The sequence below is a fragment of the Helicobacter sp. 11S02629-2 genome, assembly GCF_002272875.1.
Taxonomy (GTDB): domain Bacteria; phylum Campylobacterota; class Campylobacteria; order Campylobacterales; family Helicobacteraceae; genus Helicobacter_I.
The window spans coordinates 82419-103766 of sequence record NZ_MLAN01000006.1; the positions used below are offsets into that span (position 1 = coordinate 82419).

21 protein-coding genes are annotated in these 21348 nt (G+C 36.4%); 17 read left to right on the forward strand and 4 right to left on the reverse strand.

Annotated elements, in window-relative coordinates:
* The first annotated feature begins 6 nt into the window (after nucleotides 1-6).
* The 5 genes from BKH40_RS05190 to BKH40_RS05210 all read left to right on the forward strand — a co-directional run bounded on the left by BKH40_RS05190 (nucleotide 7) and on the right by BKH40_RS05210 (nucleotide 4582).
* Entirely contained in the window at nucleotides 7-1011 is a 1005-nt protein-coding gene (locus tag BKH40_RS05190; protein ID WP_095277538.1) for a 3'-5' exonuclease, read from the forward strand.
* Nucleotides 1008-2270: a DUF814 domain-containing protein gene (locus tag BKH40_RS05195; RefSeq protein ID WP_095277540.1), complete on the forward strand. Its 1263-nt coding sequence runs from the start codon at nucleotides 1008-1010 to the stop codon at nucleotides 2268-2270. The genes BKH40_RS05190 and BKH40_RS05195 overlap by 4 nt, the downstream gene beginning before the upstream one ends.
* A gap of 14 nt (nucleotides 2271-2284) precedes the next feature.
* A complete protein-coding gene (locus tag BKH40_RS05200; RefSeq protein ID WP_095277541.1) occupies nucleotides 2285-2617 on the forward strand; it encodes a hypothetical protein in 333 nt (110 codons plus the stop codon).
* Between the two features lie 100 nt (nucleotides 2618-2717).
* Nucleotides 2718-3866: a UDP-N-acetylglucosamine 2-epimerase gene (neuC, locus tag BKH40_RS05205; RefSeq protein WP_095277543.1), complete on the forward strand. Its 1149-nt coding sequence runs from the start codon at nucleotides 2718-2720 to the stop codon at nucleotides 3864-3866.
* Nucleotides 3854-4582, forward strand: coding sequence for an acylneuraminate cytidylyltransferase family protein (locus BKH40_RS05210; RefSeq protein ID WP_143428456.1), 729 nt, complete (start codon nucleotides 3854-3856; stop codon nucleotides 4580-4582). The genes neuC and BKH40_RS05210 overlap by 13 nt, the downstream gene beginning before the upstream one ends.
* 218 nt (nucleotides 4583-4800) lie before the next feature.
* Here the strand turns inward: BKH40_RS05210 and BKH40_RS05215 are convergent, their stop codons facing one another.
* A complete protein-coding gene (locus BKH40_RS05215) occupies nucleotides 4801-5265 on the reverse strand; it encodes an acyl-CoA thioesterase (RefSeq protein WP_095277547.1) in 465 nt (154 codons plus the stop codon).
* A 124-nt stretch (nucleotides 5266-5389) separates the two neighbouring features.
* On the opposite strand from BKH40_RS05215, the gene galE reads away from it, so the two are divergent.
* On the forward strand, nucleotides 5390-6418 hold the full coding sequence (galE, locus tag BKH40_RS05220) for a UDP-glucose 4-epimerase GalE (protein ID WP_095277548.1): 1029 nt from the start codon (nucleotides 5390-5392) through the stop codon (nucleotides 6416-6418).
* A gap of 288 nt (nucleotides 6419-6706) precedes the next feature.
* Here the strand turns inward: galE and BKH40_RS05225 are convergent, their stop codons facing one another.
* Entirely contained in the window at nucleotides 6707-7441 is a 735-nt protein-coding gene (locus BKH40_RS05225; RefSeq protein ID WP_095277550.1) for a hypothetical protein, read from the reverse strand.
* Nucleotides 7442-7464: 23 nt separating this feature from the next.
* Nucleotides 7465-8505 (reverse strand): aldo/keto reductase, encoded by a 1041-nt coding sequence (locus BKH40_RS05230; protein WP_095277552.1) that lies wholly within the window; start codon nucleotides 8503-8505, stop codon nucleotides 7465-7467.
* Nucleotides 8506-8583: 78 nt separating this feature from the next.
* Between BKH40_RS05230 and htpX the strand changes: the two genes are divergently transcribed.
* The 11 genes from htpX to glmU all read left to right on the forward strand — a co-directional run bounded on the left by htpX (nucleotide 8584) and on the right by glmU (nucleotide 20802).
* A complete protein-coding gene (gene htpX / locus BKH40_RS05235) occupies nucleotides 8584-9516 on the forward strand; it encodes a zinc metalloprotease HtpX (protein ID WP_095277553.1) in 933 nt (310 codons plus the stop codon).
* Nucleotides 9517-9526: 10 nt separating this feature from the next.
* Nucleotides 9527-10024 (forward strand): HIT domain-containing protein, encoded by a 498-nt coding sequence (locus tag BKH40_RS05240; protein WP_095277555.1) that lies wholly within the window; start codon nucleotides 9527-9529, stop codon nucleotides 10022-10024.
* Nucleotides 10025-10079: 55 nt separating this feature from the next.
* Nucleotides 10080-10919: an ankyrin repeat domain-containing protein gene (locus tag BKH40_RS05245; RefSeq protein ID WP_095277557.1), complete on the forward strand. Its 840-nt coding sequence runs from the start codon at nucleotides 10080-10082 to the stop codon at nucleotides 10917-10919.
* A 27-nt stretch (nucleotides 10920-10946) separates the two neighbouring features.
* Nucleotides 10947-11189 carry a phosphoribosylformylglycinamidine synthase subunit PurS gene (gene purS / locus BKH40_RS05250; protein WP_095277559.1) on the forward strand — a complete coding sequence of 81 codons (243 nt, stop codon included), beginning with the start codon at nucleotides 10947-10949 and terminating at the stop codon, nucleotides 11187-11189.
* A complete protein-coding gene (gene purQ / locus BKH40_RS05255) occupies nucleotides 11186-11911 on the forward strand; it encodes a phosphoribosylformylglycinamidine synthase subunit PurQ (RefSeq protein ID WP_095277561.1) in 726 nt (241 codons plus the stop codon). The genes purS and purQ overlap by 4 nt, the downstream gene beginning before the upstream one ends.
* Before the next feature lie 57 nt (nucleotides 11912-11968).
* Complete coding sequence (locus tag BKH40_RS08970; protein ID WP_257842522.1) at nucleotides 11969-13897, forward strand: tetratricopeptide repeat protein; 1929 nt, start codon at nucleotides 11969-11971, stop codon at nucleotides 13895-13897.
* Between the two features lie 2 nt (nucleotides 13898-13899).
* On the forward strand, nucleotides 13900-14853 hold the full coding sequence (locus BKH40_RS05265; protein WP_257842523.1) for a tetraacyldisaccharide 4'-kinase: 954 nt from the start codon (nucleotides 13900-13902) through the stop codon (nucleotides 14851-14853).
* Between the two features lies 1 nt (nucleotide 14854).
* Nucleotides 14855-16141, forward strand: a complete 1287-nt coding sequence (locus BKH40_RS05270) for a glycosyltransferase (RefSeq protein WP_180675135.1) — start codon at nucleotides 14855-14857, stop codon at nucleotides 16139-16141.
* 15 nt (nucleotides 16142-16156) lie between these two features.
* The gene (locus BKH40_RS05275) at nucleotides 16157-17566 is read left to right on the forward strand and encodes a glycosyltransferase (protein WP_095277565.1); all 1410 of its coding nucleotides are present in this window, start codon (nucleotides 16157-16159) and stop codon (nucleotides 17564-17566) included.
* Between the two features lie 62 nt (nucleotides 17567-17628).
* On the forward strand, nucleotides 17629-19479 hold the full coding sequence (gene speA / locus BKH40_RS05280) for an arginine decarboxylase (RefSeq protein ID WP_095277567.1): 1851 nt from the start codon (nucleotides 17629-17631) through the stop codon (nucleotides 19477-19479).
* On the forward strand, nucleotides 19480-20802 hold the full coding sequence (glmU, locus tag BKH40_RS05285) for a bifunctional UDP-N-acetylglucosamine diphosphorylase/glucosamine-1-phosphate N-acetyltransferase GlmU (protein WP_095277569.1): 1323 nt from the start codon (nucleotides 19480-19482) through the stop codon (nucleotides 20800-20802).
* Nucleotides 20803-21040: 238 nt separating this feature from the next.
* On the opposite strand, the gene BKH40_RS05290 is transcribed toward glmU, so the two are convergent.
* Nucleotides 21041-21343 (reverse strand): DUF3240 family protein, encoded by a 303-nt coding sequence (locus BKH40_RS05290; protein WP_095277571.1) that lies wholly within the window; start codon nucleotides 21341-21343, stop codon nucleotides 21041-21043.
* Nucleotides 21344-21348 lie beyond the last annotated feature (5 nt).

Here is a 21348-nt window from a genome sequence, read left to right on the forward strand (position 1 = left end):
CCCAAAATGAAGTTTAACCACTATAATCAGCTAGTAGAAGCCCTCTACAAAGCCCCTATACCTAAAGATGTGTTTATGAAAAACATAAGGCGACTTTTTGATTATAGATTCCAAGTTAATACTTCTTTAAAAGACGCCCTAAGCAAAAAGCTAGAAGGTTTTTTAAGCACTCTTATAGATAACAGCTTAGAAGATGACACGACACTAGAAGTTCTAAAAGCTTATGGCATGCCTATAGTTTGGGATGAAGACTTTGTAACTTGCTCTTTAAAGGGTCTTAGCTTAGATGAAGCAACTTTTTGCTTTGTGGATATAGAAACTACAGGCCCTCGCCCCAGTGAAGATGAACTCTTAGAGATAGGGGCCTTAAAGTGCAAAGGTGGCAAGATATTAGGGACTTTTCAAAGCCTAGTAAGAGTAGAAGAGATCCCAGAAAATATACAAGAGTTAACTAGCATAACTCCAGATATGACCAAAGACGCCCCTTTAGCTAATAAGGTCTTAGGTGAGTTTAAAGCCTTTTTAGGTGAAAGCATCTTTGTAGCACACGGCATAGACTTTGATTATAACTTTATAGCTGACACTTTAAGATATAAAAATATGCCTCTTATGTTAAACCCAAAGCTTTGCAGCCTACTACTTGCTAAAAAAACCATCCTTTCAAAAAAGTACTCTATATCTTTTTTAAATGACTTTTTAGGACTAGAAGTGCCAGTGCAGCATAGAGCCTATGAAGACGCACTATGCTCTAAAAAGATCTGTGATATAGCCTCTTTTATGCTACCTTATAGCGTGGATGATGTTTTAGGACTATTTGAGTTTGCAAGAGGGAAAAGTGGCTATCCTAAAAGTGCTATCTTTATGCAAGATAAATATAAGCTAGCCAAAGAAGAAGACGCAGCAAAAAAAGCTAGCCTAGAAAGCTTAGAATCTAAAACAGAAAGTCTTATAAAACTAGAAGGTGTAAATGTAGACTTAGAGATTTTGCGAAAAAAAAGGTGGCTACTATGAAGCTTCAAGACCTAAAAGATGTCGCTACACTTTTTAAAAGCAAGCCTAAGCTTAACCATATAGGACGTATAAAAGATAACCTAGTAGCCCTTAGGATGGATAAAGACTTTTACTACCTAGACTTGCAAAGTGGCGATATCTTTGAAACTAGAGAGCTTACTAGCATTAAGACTTACTCTTCTCCTTTTGATATGGCTTTAAGCAAGTTTGCTTCCTCATCTAAGATACTAGATTGCACTCTAGATGGACTAAATAAGATCTTATTTTTAGACTTAGAAGTTAAAAATGCTTATAAGGTTTTTAACTCCCGCCTTGTCATAAATCTAATCCCAAGAAGCACTAACCTTATCTTGCTAGTAGATTCTAAAGTAGTAGCAGCACTTCACTATAAAGAAGATATCATCTTAAAGATGCCTTATATCCCAACTCCCCAGCCAAGCTTTACTAAGACTTTAAAAGAAACTACCAACTTAGAAGCAGTGCAAAAAAGCCTTAAGCAAAGATATATAGACTTACAAGAAGACTTAGTAAGACAAAAACAAGCTAGCTTTAAAGCAGCTATATCAAAGCAAATAGCTACATTACAAAGTGTGCTAGATAGTCTTTTAAGTGATGAAGACTTACAAGCCAAAGTAAGACTAAATTACACTTTAGCTAACTTTGTTTTATCAAACTTATCACTCATCCCCCCTTATGCAACTAAGCTTACTATGGATAAAAAAGTCTATAAGATAAAAGCCTTTCCTAGTTCTACTGAGTTAGCAAACTCCCTTTTTAGTGAAGCTAAAAAGCTAAAAAGAAAACTTAAAAATATCTCCTTGCAAAGGGCTAACTTAGAATCTAAGATAGTCCTTTTAAAAGAAAAACTAAGCCTTACAGAAAATACAAACATGCTTGAGCTTTTAGAGCACACACAAAAGTCTAAAAGCCAAGATTCCAAAAAAGAAAGATGTTTTTTTTATAAAGACATAAAGATAAGTGTGGGCAAAAGTCAAGCAGAAAATGCAAAGCTTTTAAAAGATGCTAAGGCAAAATACATATGGATGCACCTAAAAGATAGGCCTTCATCTCATATGATCTTACATACTTCAAAGATAGATTCTACTTTATTAGAGTATGCAGGAGAACTGCTTTGTCGACTTAATGGTTTAGAATCTGGGAAGTTTTTGGTCGATTATACTTATAGGAGAGACTTAAAAGTACAAAGCAACGCCTTTGTAACTTATAATAAATACTCTTCAGTCTACATAACTCTATAGTTAAAGGAGCAGACATGGCATTAAGTCCTATAGCTAATCTAACCTACATCAACCAAGCTAGTTCAGTAACTGCTAACTTGCAAGCTAATAACCTAACCCATCCACTCCCGCTTAACCAACAGCTTTTTGCTGACGCACTAAATCAAGTTCAAGAAGTAAGACCCACTGAAGAAAGCGATGCTTTAAATCCAGATAGAGATTCCGCAAAACATGAGTTTGACGAAGAGGCAAAAGAGCAACTTGGAGAAAAGTCTAAGCCTAAAAAAAGATATAGCTATGCTAAAGCTACTAGAGAAGAAGACATGCTTTTAAAGCCAGATAGGCATTTGCTAGATATCTCAGGCTAGAATCTTTTTAGTACTAACTCCCTTTTAATGTTAGAATTTAGCCTTAAGACTTTAAAAGGAGTTAGCCATTAAGCAGTACGTAAAAAACAAAAAGCAAGATATAAAAAAGATAGTATTTCTAACTGGCTCAAGGGCAGAGTATGGCAAGCTTAAGCCTCTTATAAAGGCTCTAGATTCCAAAAACTTCAAAACTCATATATTTGCTTGTGGTATGCACCTACTTAAAAAGTACGGGCTTACTTACATGGAGATCTATAAAGATGGCTTTGAAAATGTCTTTTTAGGCAAGCCTTATAAAAGAAAAGAGTCTATGGACTTAAACCTAAGTCATACTATAAAAGACTTTTCTAAGTTTATAAAATCTTATAAGCCAGATTTAATAGTAGTACATGGCGATAGGCTAGAAGCCCTTGGAGGGGCTATAGTTGGGGCATTTAACAACATCTTAGTAGCCCATATAGAAGGTGGTGAAGTAAGTGGCACTATAGATGAAAGCATAAGGCACGCAGTAAGTAAGCTTTCTCACATCCACTTTGTAGCAAACGCCAAAGCCAAACAAAGGCTAATGCAGCTTGGAGAGGCAAAAGAGTATATCTATGAGATAGGAAGTCCTGATATAGACATCATGCTTAGTGCTAATCTTCCTAGCTTAGAATCTACAAAAAACTACTATGGCATAGATTTTGAAAGCTTTCACATACTTACTTTTCACCCAGTTACTACTAGTATAAGCTCTCTAAAAAAAGACATAGATGAGGTAGTAAAAGCCTTGGTTGCAAGTAAAGAAAACTTTGTAGTCATCTATCCTAATAATGACTTAGGTAGTGAGATAATCTTAAAAAGACTAAAAGCTTTAAGCGGTAATAAAAACTTTGCCCTCTTCCCATCTTTGCGTTTTGAGATGTTTTTGACCCTTCTAAAACACGCCAAATCCATCATAGGTAATAGCTCAGCTGGAGTTAGAGAAGCCCCTATCTTTGGTACTCCAAGCATAGATATAGGTCTAAGACAGACTAATAGATATGATGCAAACCCACTTATAACCCATATAGAATCTCCAAAAGACTTAAGCACAGCTTTGCAGACCATAAAAGATAAAAAAGATTCTAAAAGCACTAGGCAAGAAGCTGTGCAAGGTGAGTTTGGAGATGGAAAAGCAAGCCTTAAGTTTAAAGAGATCTTAGAAGGCAAAGAACTTTGGGAGTTAAAAGTACAAAAGAACTTTATAGATCTAAGATGGGGTATGTAGTGTCTAAGATAGCTTTAAAGTCTTTAAAAACCCTAGCTCTAATCCCAGCACGCAGTGGCTCTAAAGGCTTGCTTCATAAAAACATAAAAGAGTTTTGTGGAAAGCCTTTGCTAGCTTATACTATAAAAGCAGCACTAGATTCTAAGGTGTGTGATTATGTCTTAGTTAGCACTGATAGTTTGGAGTATGCAGATATAGCTATAAAATACGGTGCAAAGGTGCCTTTTTTAAGAAGTGAGAAGAACTCTAGCGACTTTGCTAGTGCTAGTGAGGTTATAGCTGAAAGCTTAGAATCTCTAAAAGAGTTAGGATTAGAGTTTGATACTTTAGTATTTTTGCAGCCTACTAGTCCTTTGAGAGATGCTAGTGATATAAGGAGTGCTTTTAAGCTTTTTGTGGAATCTAAAGAAGATGTAGTAGCTGTTTGCAAAGCTAGAAAGCATATAAACTTACTTAGAAGTATAGATGAAAAAGGCTTTTTACAAAGTGTGAGTAAGACTAAAGCTTATAGAAGGCAAGACTACTTGGCACTTTTTGAGGTTAATGGAGCCCTTTATATAAACAACCTAAAAAACTTTACAAAAGATACTAGGCTAAATGATAACAAAAAGCCTTTTTTAATGCCCTCTCTTAAAGGTATAGATATAGATGATGAAGATGACTTTTTTTTGGCAAGTTGTGTTATGAGGCATTTGTCTAGTTTAAAGGGTAGATAAATATTTATAGAATCTATTTTTAAAGTCTCTTACTTAAAGCAGTAATCTTTAGGCAAGTTTAAAACAATCTTGTAGTGCGTAAACGTAGTGCTACTTTTTTAAAAAATCTTATGAATTTCTTATAACCAAGTATATTTCAACTAAATATGCTTAAAAAAGCTTATTACACAAAATAGGGCTTTTTACAAAGCCCCTTAATTTAATTTAAAGCTTGTGAGTTAGTTTTTAGCATGTGCTTCTTTACGTCTTAGTCCATCAGCAAATCTTCTTTTCTCTTCTTCAGTTTGAGGATTTAAAGGTGGGATAGGAGTAGGTCTTCCATGCTCATCAACTGCCACCATAGTAAAGTAAGAGCTATTAGAGTGTACTACTGATCTATTTTGTATATTTTCAGTTATAACTTTTATACCTACTTCACAGCTTGTGCGGCCAGTATAATTTATATTTGCCAAAAAGTGCAAAAGATTACCTATAGGGATAGGGTGTTTAAAAAGCACTCTTTCTACACTCAAAGTTACTACATTTTTTCCAGTATATCTACTAGCACAAGAGTAGGCTACTTGATCTAAGATTCTAAGTAAGTCACCTCCATGCATAACGCCGCTAAAGTTAGCCATATCAGGTGTTACAAGCACGCTAAGTTGCAAGTTTCTACTATCAAATATCTCATTATTATCTATCATGTTATTCCTTATGAATCATATTTTTGATTGCAAAACAAAAACTGTAAAGTATAACAGAACCAAAACGCTATAATATTGGCTAAGGCATTTTATATGCAAAATCAAGTAAGACTAGGAGGCACAAATGACTTTACTTATAACTGGAGCATGCGGATATATAGGCTCTCACACTGCTATGGCATTTTTGAAAAACACAGACTGTAAAGTAGTAGTAGTAGATAACCTAGTAACTGGATTTATAGATAACTATAAGACTTTAAGAGAGCTTTTTGGTAGTAGAGTGACCTTTGTAGAATCTAACTTTGATGCGGCTAATGATGTATTTTCAACTTATGATATAGACTGTGTCATCCACTTTGCTGCTTCTATCTCAGTAGAAGAAAGCGTAAAGTCTCCTCTTAAATACTATATGAACAACACAGCAGCAACATCTATGCTACTTGATATGTGTGTAAGGCATGGAGTGAAGAAGTTTATCTTTTCAAGCACAGCTGCAGTTTATGGCGAGCCACAAGATGTACCAGTTAAAGAAGATAGTCCCTTGCTTCCTATAAACCCTTATGGAAACTCAAAAAAGATGATAGAAGAGATACTAAAAGATGTCTCTAAGGCACATGATTTTAATTACGTGGCTTTAAGATACTTTAATGTAGCAAGTGCTTATAGTGGTAATAACTATAACAACATAGCCCTAGGTCAAAGGACTAAAAACGCAACCCATCTTATAAAAGTAGCTTGTGAGTGTGCGGTTGGTAAAAGAGAAGGGATGAGTATATATGGAGATAGCTACGCTACAAAAGATGGCACTTGTATAAGGGATTATATACATGTAGATGACTTAGCAGATGCCCATATAACCGCTTTTAATATGCTTAATGACAATAAGGGAGTTAATGCTGCTTATAACGCAGGCTATGGTCATGGATTTAGCGTAAAGCAAGTTATAGACTGTGTTAAAAAAGTTAGCCATACTGACTTTAAAGTTGATATAGCCCCTCCTAGGGCGGGTGACCCAGCTGTGCTTATAGCTGATAACTCTAAGCTTAAGTCTATGGGATGGAAGGCAAGGCATGATGACTTAGAGCAAATCATCCTAGGGGCTTACTTATGGGAAAAGTATCTTTTAGTACAAGATACTAAAGTGACACTTTAAAAGTAGCTATATATTAGTTTAATAGCTTCAAACACGCTTACATCAAGTAAAAGGCTTAGCTTTTCATTTTAAGCCGCTTCATTGTAGTGGCTTCATTTTAGCCATTTGGTGTATAGCGATGTTTTTTTGTGTTTTTTGTTATAGGTGTGCTTTTATGCCATGTGCCAGACTTGTGTAACAAGTCATAGCGTGGCAAATATTTAAAAAAGATTGCCAAAAGACTGATGATTTTTAACAGTCTTTTGCAAATAGATTTAAGTGATATGGGAATCTAGTCTATGAGATGCTTTAGTCTATGATATAAGGTATGCTATGTACTCCAGACTTTTCTACACTATCACTTATCTTTAAAGCAGTATTGTTATCTTTTACACTAGGGCTATAGCTATCTTCAAAGACTTTTTTAAGTAGTGCTAGCTTTTGTGCTTGGCTTTTAGCCTTAGGGAGTTCTTCATAAAAGCCTGAAGCCCTATTCATAGCATCAACCCCTAATAATCCAGCAACTAAGATTTCTACATTACCTTTATCAAGATAAGTATTTATATTATCTATCTCTTTTTTGCAGTGAGGGCAAGTAGTATCTACTATCATGCGTATAGTTTTAGTGCTAGGTTTGTTAGCCTTTAGAGTTATGACATCTTTTTTGTAAGTCTTAAAAAGTGCTAGGGCGTTTTTATCTACTAAGACTTTATTAGCAGCGTTATTATCAGTAATGCTAGCTTGAATCATTCCTATAAAGTCCTTATTACCAGTGACTATACCTTCTGGATCTGGGGCTATAACTACGCTTCCATCTTCGCTAGTTAGCACTGAAGTTTGGATTCCATTATCCCCTTTTATGGTTACTATCTTTAGTCCTTTAGCTTTAGAATCTTCTATCTTAACTATAGAAAACTCTGAGTGCAAAGCTAGTTTTAAAGTATCAGTTAGGTTTGCTTTTAAGTCCTTAGCAGATAACATGCTTAAAGGCAGACTTAAAAGTAGCAAGGGGGCTAGCAGCTTTACTTTGTTTAGTTTTTTCATTGATTATTCCTTTGTTTATTAGTTTAGTAAAGTTTTACAGGAGATGGGTCTCTTACAAGGTTGGCAAATCTTTGGTGCCAGTAAGGATATATAGGCTTAAGCTGGCTTGCTTTATCAAGTAGCTCCATATGTTTAGAATCTAGTTTTATCTCACTAGCTTTAAGATTTTCTTTTAGCTGTTCTACTTTTGTAGCACCTATGATTAAAGAAGTCACGCTTGGGCGAGATAGATTCCAAGCAAGGGCGATTTGTGCCATAGTGTGACCACTTTCTTTAGCTACTACTTCTAAAGCATCAGTTATCTTAAAAAGATGCTCTTTGTCTATATCCCAAGCCCCACCACTGCCAAGGCGGCTATCTTTAGAATCTGTCTTGCTTCTAGTAACCTTACCACTTAGATAAGCCCCACTTAAAGGACTCCAAGGCATAGTAGAGATGTTTTCTTCTAAGGCTAGTGGCATAAGCTCAAACTCATACTCCCTAGCAGCTAGTGAGTAGTAAGCTTGGTGGGCTATAGGGCGAGAAAGATTATATCTATCAGCCACGCTTAACATCTTCATTAGATGCCAACCTGAGTAGTTACTAACTCCAAAGTATCTAATCTTGCCTATACGCACTAGTTCATTTAAAGTCTGAAGCACTTCAAGGTGTGGAGTTAAGGCGTCATAGCAGTGAAGATAATAAAGGTCTATATAGTCAGTTTGAAGACGTTTTAAGCTTGCATCTATACTTTGTAGAATCTTATATCTTGAAGTACCAAACTCATTAGGCCCTTCCCCCATATACATACCAGTTTTAGAGCTTATATAAACTTTTTCCCTATCTATCTTTATAGCTTTTAAAGCCTCACCTAAGACTATCTCACTATCGCCACATGAGTAGCAATCAGCCGTATCAAATGAGTTACACCCATAATCTAAACAAGTCTCAAGCAAAGCTACTGCTTCATTAGTCTTAGTAGTGCCCCACTTTTTAAAAAGCTCAGTGCTTCCTGCAAAAGTGGCAGTGCCCAAGGTCATAGCAGGGAGGATTAACCCACTGCCTTTAACATGCCTTTGTTCCATTAATGTGTCCTTTGTAAAATTTGGAATTTAGCAAATTGTATAATATTAAAGGTATATTTAAAAGATTAAGGAAAGTTTATGTTTCAAAAGATTATAAGCGAAAACAAACGTAAGACCATCTACGTGCTACTTACTTACGTGCTTATATACATCATCATAGGCTTACTAGTTGATATAGTTAGGATTAATGCAAGTGATTTTCCTAAAAGTTTTTACTACCTAATAACGTTTAAAATCTTCCCAACTGCAACAGTTATACTAATACTTATAAGCTTAGTTATCATTTTTATAGCTACAAAGTCATTTAATAAAATAATGCTAGGTGGAGCAAGGCACAAGCTTTTAGACCCTAGTAGTGCCTTATTAAACTCAAGGGAAAAAGAAGCCTACTACATACTTCAAAACTTAGTTAGAGTTTCTAAAACCGGCTTTACCCCTAAGCTTTATGTCATGGAAGCCCCTTTTATGAACGCCTTTGCAAGTGGCTGGAGTGAGAGTAATAGTCTAATCTGCCTTACAACAGCCTTGCTATCTAAGCTAGAAAAAGATGAGCTAAGTGCAGTTATAGCCCATGAGTTAAGCCATATAAGACACTATGATATAAGGCTTACTATGAGTGTTGGAATCTTAAGTAATATCTTAGTTTTTTCGGTTAATATCGCTTCAAGCTTTATGTTTGTTAATAATAGAAACTCTGGGGCAAACATCGCTAGAAATATCCTCTTTGCCCTGCAGTTTATCTTGCCTCTTTTAACTATAGTCTTAAGCCTTTATCTATCGCGTGCTAGGGAGTATATGGCAGATTCTGGTGCGGCTTATATTATGAAAGATTCTAGACCTATGATAAGGGCTCTCCAAAAGATAAATGCCGATTATAAAAAGACAGACTACTCTCACACCGAGACTAATCCAGCGCGAAATGCAGCTTATTTGGTTAGTATAAAGGAGATGTTTAGTACACATCCAAGCATAGATAGTCGCATAAAAGCCTTGCTTGGCAAGCAATATTAAGGAGTGTTTTATGAAAAGATTCTATGATGTTTTATACTCTCCAGTTAGAGAAGAGTACTTTAAAGAAAAAGTAGAAGGCTGCGTTTTTTGCAATATATCTAAAACACCAGAAGATGATATGAAAAATAGAGTTTTTTATAGAGATGAGTTTTGCTTTGGCGTTATGAATAAGTACCCTTACTCCCCGGGTCACTTTATGCTTATCCCTCATAGTCATGTTAACTCACCTAGCCTTTTAGATCCTAAAACTTGGCTTCATATAAACGCTTTATCACAAAAGGCTATAGCGCTTTTAGAAGAGTATGGTGCAGGTGGGATAAACCTCGGGATGAATATACAAAAAGCAGGAGGAGCTGGCATACCAGATCATATCCACATGCACTTTGTGCCTCGCTACATCGGTGATACAAATTTCATAACTACTATAGGCAGTGCTAGGATTTATGGGGTTAATCAAGATATAATTTTTAATGAGATTTTAGAGCTTGCCAAAAAGCACTTTAAATAAAACTTTTTAAATAATACTTTTATAAGTTAAAGACTATCAGATACAAGGAGACTAGATGTTTAAGCTGGCATTTTTGCTTTCTACTCTTTTTGTATTTTTAAATGCAAACGTATATGACTACTTACTTACAAGCAATGTTTACTCAGATGTTAAAAAAGGCATAGAGCTAGGTGCTGATGTTAATGGCAGGATAAGGGGTAAAACCCCACTATATATCGCCGTGCAAAATAACAACATAGAGATACTTTACCTACTACTTAAAAGAGGTGCTAAGGTTAATGCACTAAGTGATGGAGAAAGCCCCCTTCATAAAGCAGTAGAGTTAAGAAAGCTACTTTATGCTAAGGCACTTTTAGAATCTGGGGCTAATCCAAACTTAAAAGACAACATAAAAGGCAACACCCCCTTAGCCTACGCAGTTGTAAACAACGATGTTAATATGGTAAGCCTTCTTTTAAGATATGGCGCTGATATGAAACTATCTAATGATGAAGGTATAAGCCCAGCTAAGTTTATCTTGGCTAATACTTTTATCCCTCCACTAGAAGCACAAGACCAAGTCCTTGCCTTCTCTTCTAGCGCGTTTAGAGTGGGAAGTGGTGCTATTGCCTTATCTATAAGGAATCTAAGCGACTACCCCGTAGTAGTTAACTACGTTAGCTTTTATATCAATAAGACTTTAGTTAATGACTTGCCGCTTAATAGAGTGATACCACCTAACTCAGTTATAGATTCTATGGCTATCTTACCTTTACCTCCAAAGTCACTAGACTTACTAAAGATAGATGAAGATGGTATAACTGATATAGAATATGGCTTTGATGTAAAATACACTATAGGCAATAGTCCAAATAGTCTTTATAATACCACTATAAAAGAGCTTAAGCTTTGGTAGAGAAACTAATATACATAAGGGCATAAGATGATAAAAGTAAAGATAGAAGTAAGTACAAGAGAGGGCGTTTTAGATCCAGAAGCAAAGGCCATACATACTGCCTTATTACACATAGATGACAAAGTGGCAGGCCTTAAAAAAAGCACAGTTTTTTATGTCGACTTAGATGTAGACTGTGTTGATGAAGCAAATACAAAGGCTATAGCACTTTGCGAGGAGCTTTTAGTAAACCTAGTCATACAAGACTATAAGATAGAAGTTTTACCATGATAGCTATACTCCACTTTCTAGGCACAAACTGTGCCTATGACTTAAAAAACTTTTATGATGATGAAGGCTTAGAATCTATCTTAGTAGATGCTAATACTACTAGTTTGCCAAGTGAGACAAGTCTTGCCATACTAGCTGGGGGCTTTAGCTATGGAGACTATCTTAGATGTGGGGCTATAGCTGCTAGAGCAAAAAGTATAAAAGCTTTAAAAGACTACGCCCAAAAAGGTGGTAAAGTTTTAGGAATCTGCAATGGCTTTCAAATCCTTTGTGAAGCTAGGATGTTACCCGGAGTTTTGATGAGAAATGCTGGCTTAAAGTTTATAAGCAAAGATGTAAAGCTAAAGATAGAATCTAAAGACAATGCTATGCTAAAAAACTATGCAAAAGATAGTATAACCCTGCCTATAGCTCATATGGAAGGAAACTATCAAGTTGATATAAACATACTAGAAGAGATGAAAGCTAACAATCAAGTGCTTTTAACCTATGAAAATGACATTAATGGCGCCATCTCTAAAATAGCTGGCATTTGCAATAAAGACAAAAATATATTTGCTTTAATGCCTCATCCAGAAAGAGCAGTAAACAAACATCATCACGATCATAGCCATCATCACGACTTAGGACACACCCACGACCACCACCATCATCATGACCACGACCACGCACATCTATCTTTGCCAAGTGAAGGCAGAGAGATGCTTTTAGGGCTGGCTTAAAGGCGGCATATGTTTTGCTTTTTACTTACTAAAATATCTCATAAAAGGGTTTAAATCATGAAAACTACACTATTTTGCGCGCTAAGCCTTTGTAGCATCTTAAGCCTAAGTGCTAATGGCTTTAATGATGGGAATATGAACTATAACTCACCTAGCCAAAGGGCTACCCTAGACCCAAGAAGTCCAAACTACGACCCAAGGCTTGACCCTAGAGTTAACTCTAATATGAATCCTTACTACTATCAAAGCACGCAGCAGCCTTCCATGCAGCCAAGTTATAATGACGCTTATAATCAAATGCAAAACTACAACCAAGTCATGCATAATATACCAAATCCAAACGTGATGCAAGGAAGAGTTATACAAAAAAATCCAAACACAAATCAAAATATGCCTTCCCAAAACACCCCTCAAAACACACCTATGAATCAAGGCTTTACCGCACAAAACACCCCTCAAAATGCACCCCAAATGCCTCCTCAAAACATGCCTCAAATAAACCCTAACTATAATCCAAGCTATAACCCTAACTATGATGATAGAAACTATAGGGCGCCTAATAACCAAGCACCAAACTACCCAAGCAATCAAAGATATGGAAGTAGTGACTACTATAATGACGCCCCAAACTATCAAGACCCAAACTACGACCCGGGCGTTTATAGAAATGGTCAGTACTATGATAGATATGACCCAAGACTTTATGAAGATAGAATCTATACACCAGCCCCAAGAGTGTACTATGTGCAGCCTCAGCAAGTCTCGCCTAATGTCTACTACTCTCCAGTAGCTCCAAGTAATGGCCCCTCTTTAGATATACCTTCACAGTCTCTAGACCCAAACTATCAAGATAGTCCTTCACAAGGCTGGTATGATGACACTAGATCAAACATGGCACCTCGCTTTAATCAAGAAAGATTCCAAGTGCTAAAAAAAGGAGGGGGTGATATCTACCTAACTGCTAGTGCCCCTATAAATAAAGCACAGATTCTAAAAATAGCAGATGGTGATATAGACTTAGCACCTAGAGTGCCACCTATGCCTCAAGGTCCGGGCTCAGTAAACGTCTTAGCACCTAGTCAAGCTTACAGCCCAAGTAATCATAATAACTTTGCTAGCATGCTTCCTCCTAGTGAAGATTCCCTAGCTAGCCCACTAAGTGCTTCAGCTGCTTTAAATGCCGCTATAAAGTCAGCAAGAGAAGGCGACTATAAAAAAGCCCTAGATCTTTTTAACACTTCTTGCAATCAAGGAAACCCTGCTGCTTGCTTTGGCATAGGCGTTATGTTTATGTATGGTGCAGGTGTGCCTCAAGATAGAGCTAAAGCTACTAGATACTATCAGATGGGCTGCAGTGGAGGCGACCCTACAGCTTGTACTAACTTAGGCATGCTTTATGATGAAGAAGCCAAACAACCGGGTAACTCAAGAAAGGCAGCTGAGATGTATATGACAGGTTGCCAAGGTGGAGATATAGAATCTTGCAACAACCTAGCTTGGGCTTACTCTAATGGTGTAGGTGTACCAAAAAACTATCAGATGGCACTGCAGTACTACAAGTTTGCCTGTGATAATGGCTCAGATATTGGCTGCTATAACCTAGGACTATTAACTAATACTAATAGTATCTATGGCCCAAATAAAGCCACTATGACTCCACAAGAGCAAAACGTCGCTGCTTGTAACGCAGGTGATGTAGAAGGCTGTGCAAACCTAGGCTGGATGTATGTGCAAGGAAGCAATGGAGTTTCTAAAAACTACCGCCTTGCCGCCCAGTATCTAAACACTGCTTGTATAGGAGGTGTAGGAAGTGCTTGTAATAACCTAGGGGTTTTATACGAAAAAGGGCGAGGTGTAACTCAAAACAGAGCCCAAGCCTTAGAGCTTTACTCACTAGCTTGCAATAGAGGTGTGGCTAATGGCTGTAGGAACTATGCTATCTTAAACAACAAGCCAGCAGAGAAAAAAAGTAGATTTAGGTTTTAGTCTTGGATGAAAAAAAGAAAAAAGATTCTAAATTAGACTTTATAGAATCTTTTTTTTTCTACCCTAAGCCTTATCACCTTATCCTTGCCTTTTTACTTTTACCTTTTAGCTTTTTATATGCACTTTTTACTATTGCTACTAAGCTTTTTACTCCTAGGAAAGATTTTAAACTCCCCATCATTAGCATAGGGAATCTTGTAAGTGGTGGCAGTGGCAAAACGCCTTTTTGTATAGCAACTGCTAACTTACTAGAAAGACAAGGTATAAAAGATGTGTTTATAGTTTCAAGAGGCTATAAGCGAAAAAGTAAGGGTGTGCAAGTAGTTAGCCTAAGAGGTAGTCTTAAGCTTAGTGTTAGCCTTGCAGGAGATGAACCCTACTTAATGGCTAGGCTTACTCAAGCTAGCGTTATAGTAAGTGAAGATAGAAGTGAGGGTATAAGACAAGCAAAGCTACTAGGAGCAAAAGTTATCATTTTAGATGATGGCTATAGATTTAGCTATAAAAAGCTTGATATCTTGCTTAAACCTAGCCTTAGCCCAAGGCTTCCTTTTACGCTTCCTAGTGGCTACTACCGCTTTTATCCTTTCTACTACAGGCTTTGTGATTTGTGTTTAAAAGAAGGCAAAGACTACAAAAGACATGTTAGCTTAAAACACGAAAGCCCCGCTATGTTGCTAGTTACTGCTATAGCCCAAAGTAGTCGCTTAAAGCCCTACTTAGATTCTAAGGTGGTTGGCTTTGTGTCTTATAAAGACCATGCTAGCTTTAATGAGGGCATTTTAGAATCTTTGCTAAAAAGCTATAATGCCAAAAGTATCTTGATGACAGAAAAAGACATCATCAAGTGTGAAGGCTTTGCCCTCCCCTTTAGCTTACTAAGCTTAGAGATAAGTATAGACCCTAAGATAGAAGAAAAGATCTTAGAGTATGTACAGGGCTACTACAAAGGTTAAAATGCAAAAGATAACTGTGATAATCCCAGTTTTTAACGTAGAAAAGTACTTAAAAGAGTGCTTAGATTCTTGTTTTAGTGAGGGCTTAGAAAACTTAGAAGTTATAGTTATAGATGATGGTTCAAGTGATACTAGTTTAGATATAGCTAAAGACTATGCTAGAAAATATCAAAACATCTTAGTACTTACTAAGCCAAATGCTGGAGTTAGCTCTGCGAAAAATGCAGGCTTAGAGCTAGTCTCTAGTACGCCTTTAAGAGCCTTGCTAGATTCTATGCCTATAGAATCTAAAACTTTAAAAGAGCCTTCAAGTCTTAAGCCTTTAGGTTTAAAGACTAGTGTCATAACTCCAAGTTTTGGTTTACACCCTGATGCAAGTGCCTACTTTGAAAGAATAGAATCTAATATCTATAAAACTAATATCGCTAACTTTAATGATATAAGTTTAAGCAAACTCCCAAGTGATAATATAGTTCACTTTCTAGATAGTGATGACTACTTTATAAATGACGCTTTAAAAGCCACCCTAGAAGCCTTTAAAGACCCTAGCTTAGATCTTATCTTTAGTGATCACTTTAGCTTTCAAGAAGGAAGTATAAAAGGCTTTATTAGAGGTGGTAGGGCTGACTTAAATGCCTTAAAGCTTCATATACCAAGTCTATATGTAGCACCAAAAGATATTTTAAAATATCTCCTAACAACTATATTTTGGTGGAGTTGGAGTGGGGCTTTTAGGGCAAATATACTAAATCCTTATGCACTTCGTTTTAGCCTAGATATGGAAAATGAAGATGTAGACTTTGGCTCTATCATCTTTGGCTTAGCTTCTAAGATCTATCTTGATTACTCGCCACGCTTTGCTTATAGGGTAAATGCCAACTCTACAAGTCACTCTGCTAATAATGTCTTTAAGCCTACTACTATGCCCTCTCATCTAAAAGAGCTAGATTCTAGCTTTAAAACTTATGCTAGCTTAAAGCATTACTACAAAACTCATAGCCTTCTAGCCATCTGTGAAAACTTATATAACTTTCAAGAAAGCCTAAAAGATATAGAGTTAAAAAAACTATATATTGAAAACATACGCCTTATGTTAAAAGTAGCATCAAAAAGACTAGATTTTAAAAAGCTAAGCCTTATTGACCCAAAAGGGCTAGTAAGCCGCTTTGAAAAGCTAAGCAAAGAAGCTAGCTTTAAGCCTAAGGGCTTTGATATGAAACGCTACGCACTAAAACACCGCTATAAAGATATAAAAGATAGCTTTAAATCCCTAAGCAAGCACGCATAAACATAAGAGGTAAAAATGGCAAAACTTTCTATCATCATCCCAGTTTTTAACGTAGAAAAGTACTTAAAAGAGTGCCTAGATTCTTGTCTTTGTGAAGATGTCACTAACTTTGAAGTTATAGTTATAGATGATGGTTCAAGTGATACTAGTTTAGATATAGCTAAAGACTATGCTAAAAAATATCAAAATATCTTAGTAGTAACTAAACCAAATGCTGGGCTTAGTTCTGCAAGGAATGCAGGCTTAGAGCTTTTAGAAGGGCTTCCTTTAAGAAAGATCTTAGATAACTTAGATACAAACCAAAAGATACAAAACCTAGAAGGCTTTATCCCAATAGCTACTAAGGCTAATAAGACAAAACCAAGTTTTGACATCCACCCTGATGCAAGTGCCTACTTTGAAAGACTAGAATCTAATATTTATAAAACTAATATCGCTAACTTTAATGATATAAGTTTAAGCAAACTCCCAAGTGATAATATAGTTCACTTTCTAGATAGTGATGACTACTTTATAAATGATGCCTTAAAAACTACCCTAGAAGCCTTTAAAGACCCTAACTTAGACTTACTTTGGCATGACTTTAGTGTCATCTTAGATGATGGCATAACTGGCATAACTTGGTATAACTCGCATGAGCTAGCCTTACTAAAGACTTTAACTAGTAAGATAAATATGACTAATGTAGAAGTGTTAAGCCATATACTAACTGGATGGTTTTGGTGGAGCTGGGGAGGGGCATTTAAAGCAAGTGTGTTAAACCCTTACGCACTTCGTTTTAACCACTCTGTAGAGTTTGAAGATAACGACTTTGGCCCCATAATCTTTGGGCTAGCTAAAAATATACACATAGACTACAACCCCCGCATGATATACAGGATAAGAAACAACTCCATAACTAGAAGCTACACTCGCCCTAAAGTAGTACCAGACTATCTAGCAGCTATAGAATCTAACTTTGAAACCTACACAGAGGCTAAAGTCTACTATAGGGCATATAGCTTTTTTAAGCTTTGTCTTAATGTCTATAACTTCCAAGAAGCCTTCATCCCTGAGACTTCACCCTTAAAAGATAACTATAAAAAGTGTATGCAAGCTATCTTATTAGGTGCTTTTGAGTTAGCAAGTATGCAAAGCTTAAAGAAAAGTGACCCACTAAATGCCCTAGAATTATTTGAGTTTTTAAGCAAGGCTTGTAACTTTGCCCCTAGCATGTCTCAAAACCTTAATAACTCCCTTAAAAGAAAGATAACTTCTAAGTCTAAAAATGCAAGGACTGTGCTAGAAAGTCTCTCACAGATAAAGCAGCTTACTAGGGCTTATGTAGGTGGGATGCTTAAAGTGCCTCTAATCAGAAAGTTTCTCAAGATGATAGTGCCTTCTTTTATAAGAAAAGGCTTAAAAAAGCTTTTAAAGATAGCCTAGCTTTGTCTTCCAAGTCTGTTATAATCTTTTAAAATCCAACTTTTCATAGGAACGTCCAAGCCATGGTAGATTACGGTATAAAGTTTTGGTCTAATGATGATTTTATCATCGAAGATTCTGTAGTTAAGATTAACTATAAAAGCAAGCCTGCTTTGATAGATATAGTCTTAGAAGCAAGAGAAAAAGGTTACAGAGGCCCCCTACTTATAAGATTCCCCCACTTAATAGAAAATCAGATAGATAAGATATTTTGTGCTTTTCACTCTGCTATAAAAGAGTATAGCTACAAGGGTAGCTTTAAAGCAGTCTTTCCTTTGAAAGTTAACCAGATGCCTAATTTCATACTGCCTTTAGTTGAACTAAGCGAGGATAAAGAGTATGGACTAGAAGCAGGCAGTAAAAGTGAGTTAATAGTAGCTATGGCTTATACTAATAAAGGAAAGCCTATAACAGTTAATGGCTTTAAAGATAAGGAGATGATTTCTCTTGGCTTTATCGCAGCCAACATGGGGCATGATATAACTTTAACGATAGAAGGCTTAAACGAGCTAGAAACTATAATAGAAGTAGCAAGTGAGATGAGTGAACCTTACCCAGATATCGGCCTTAGGATAAGGCTACATAGTGCGGGTGCTGGACTTTGGGCAAAAAGTGGCGGGATAAACTCAAAGTTTGGGCTTACTAGCACTGAGCTTTTACAAGCTATAAAGATGCTTACTAAGTCTAACCTCTTGCATAAATTTACAATGATTCACTTTCATATCGGATCGCAAATTAGCGATATATCCCCTTTAAAAAAAGCTATACGTGAGTTAGGAAATATCTACGCAGGCTTGCGTAAGATGGGTGCTACAAACTTAAAAAGTGTCAACATAGGTGGTGGTCTTGCTGTTGAGTACACCCAGCATGAAGGTATAAACTATAAAAACTATACTTTGCAAGAGTTTAGTGGCGATGTAGTTTTTAGCTTAAAAGAGATAGTTAAAAATAAAGGCGAGCCTGAGCCTGATATATTTATAGAAAGTGGACGCTTTATCGCTGCTAATCACGCAGTACTAGTCGCGCCAGTCTTAGAGCTTTTTTCTCATGAGTATGATGAGAAAGCACTTGATTTAAAAGAGGAAAATCCTCCTTTGATAGAAGAGCTTTATGACCTCTATAATACTATGGTTGAAAAAAATGCTATCGAATATCTACATGATAGCCTAGATCATATGGAATCTTTACTTACGCTTTTTGATCTAGGTTATATAGACTTACAAGATAGATCTAATACTGAAGTCTTAGTGCATCTAATCATAAAAAAAGTTATCAAACTTCTAAAGTATAAAAATCATAATGAGATTTTACGTATCCAAGAAAGTGTACAAGAACGCTATCTTTTAAACTGTAGCTTTTTTCAAAGCTTGCCTGATTACTGGGGCTTAGCACAAAACTTCCCAGTCATGCCACTTAATAGGCTTAATCGCCGCCCAACGCGTGCTGCAAGTCTTTGGGATATCACCTGTGATAGCGATGGCGAGATAGCTTTTGATGCAAGAAAGCCTCTATATCTCCATGAAGTAGATGTATCAAAAGAAGAGTACTTTTTAGGCTTTTTCTTAGTTGGGGCTTATCAAGAAGTACTAGGCATGAGGCATAATCTCTTCACCCATCCAACCGAGTTTAGCGTAGTCTTTGATGATGAACTAAATAAGGGCTATGAGATAGAAAACCTCCTTGAAGCACAAAATATATTAGATGTGCTTGATGACTTAGACTATGATACTAAAGAGATAGAAAGAAGGCTTAAAGCTGGTCTTGAAGAAAGCGAGCTAAGCCCAGAAGACAAAAAAGATGTACTAGGCAAGCTTTATGTCATGCTTAGTGAAAATGGCTACTTAAAAACTATAAGTCCACAAAAGGATAGCTAAATGTTAAGCGTTATCATCATGGCTGCAGGCTTTGGCACACGCATGAAAAGCACCACGCCAAAAGTCTTGCACACTATATGTAATAAAAGCCTTTTAGAGTACGTGCTAGATGCTGCTTTAAGTGTCAGTAAAGATGTGCACTTAGTGCTTTTTAATGAGCATGCAAAGATTAAAGCCTACGTAGAATCTAAGTATGAAAACACACTTAAAGATATAACTTTCCACCTACAAAACCATAACGAAACGCCCGGTACTGGCGGGACTTTGATGAAAAAAGATAGAAGCTTTTTAGATATCAAAGGAGAAAAAGTGCTTATCTTAAGTGGAGATACTCCTCTTTTAGAAGGCTTTGAGCTTGAAGGGCTTTCTAAAGTAAAATCTCCTATAGTGCTTAGTTGCTTTAAGATAGATGATCCCTTTGGCTATGGACGCATAAAAGAAAAAGAAGGCAAAATCTCTATAGTTGAAGAAAAAGATGCAAGCGAGGAAGAAAAAGCTATCACTTTAGTAAATGCTGGGCTTTACTGCTTTGATAAAGAAGTGCTAAAAACTTGCGTGCCACTTTTAAAAGATGATAATGCACAAAAAGAGTTTTATCTAACTGACATCATATCCATCGCCCAAGATAAGGGCTATAAAGCTAGTCTTTTCTCTGTGAAAGAAGAAAATCTTTACGGTATAAACACTAAAGCTAATCTTGCCCATGCCCAAGACTTGATGCTTAAGCGTTTACGTAAAAAGTGGATGGAAGCAGGAGTTATTATGAATATGCCTGATTCTATATACATAGATAGCACAGTTAGCTTTGAAGGCGAATGCATCCTAGATAGCTTTGTGTCTATTAAAGGTAAAAGTGTTATAACAAACTCTCACATCAAGCAAAGTAGTGTGGTAGTAGATTCTAAAATAAAAGATAGTGATGTTGGACCTAGTGCACACGTGCGTCCAAACTGCGAGATAGAATCCTCTCACATAGGTAACTTTGTAGAGTGCAAAAACGCCAAACTAAAAGGCATGAAAGCCGGCCATCTTAGTTATCTAGGTGACTGTGAAGTAGATACTGGAAGTAATATAGGCGCTGGAGTTATCACTTGTAATTATGATGGTATAAGAAAGCATAAAACGCTAATTGGCAAAAATGTCTTTGTAGGAAGTGACGTGCAGCTTGTAGCCCCAGTAACTATCGCTGATAATGTTCTAATTGCTGCAGGAAGCACTATTACCAAAAATGTAAAAGCTGGCTATCTAAGTATAAGTCGCACCAATCAAACTGATATAGAAAATGGATTTTTTAGATTCAAAGAACTAAAAAGCAAGAGTTAAAAGTAACAATGTAGTTTGTTCTCCCTCCAAGCCACGAGTAAACTCTGGAGGCTTAAGTGAAAAAACACATGAAGGGCTAAGAGGGCTTAAGTGAAAAAACAAATAATGCCCTATCTAATCACCATACTTTCTTACTGCAAGCATCAAGCGTGGCAAATGACATAAAAGACAAGATTACCACGCTAGCTTTTAAAATCCCCTAGCGTCAAGACCAAAAATAGATTCTGTAAATAAACCTCTAGCTATTTTTAGGCTCAAAATGGCAAATAACACAAGAGCACTCTATCTGAAATACCCTTGCATGAGAAAAGTTCCTTAAAACTAACTCTCCTACTTTTTGAGCTTCTTCTTTACTGACATAAAACTTGATTAAAGAAAACTCCTGTCTACCGCTTACCCTTTCTTTATCGCTTGCTAAAAGGCTTTTAGAGGCGTACTTTTGAGTATCTATATAAAAAAAGTCATCATAGCCATTTTCTAAAAAGAGATCTACTATATTGTCTTTAAAGTCTGATTTGATATGGATATCTAGCATTACCATATATG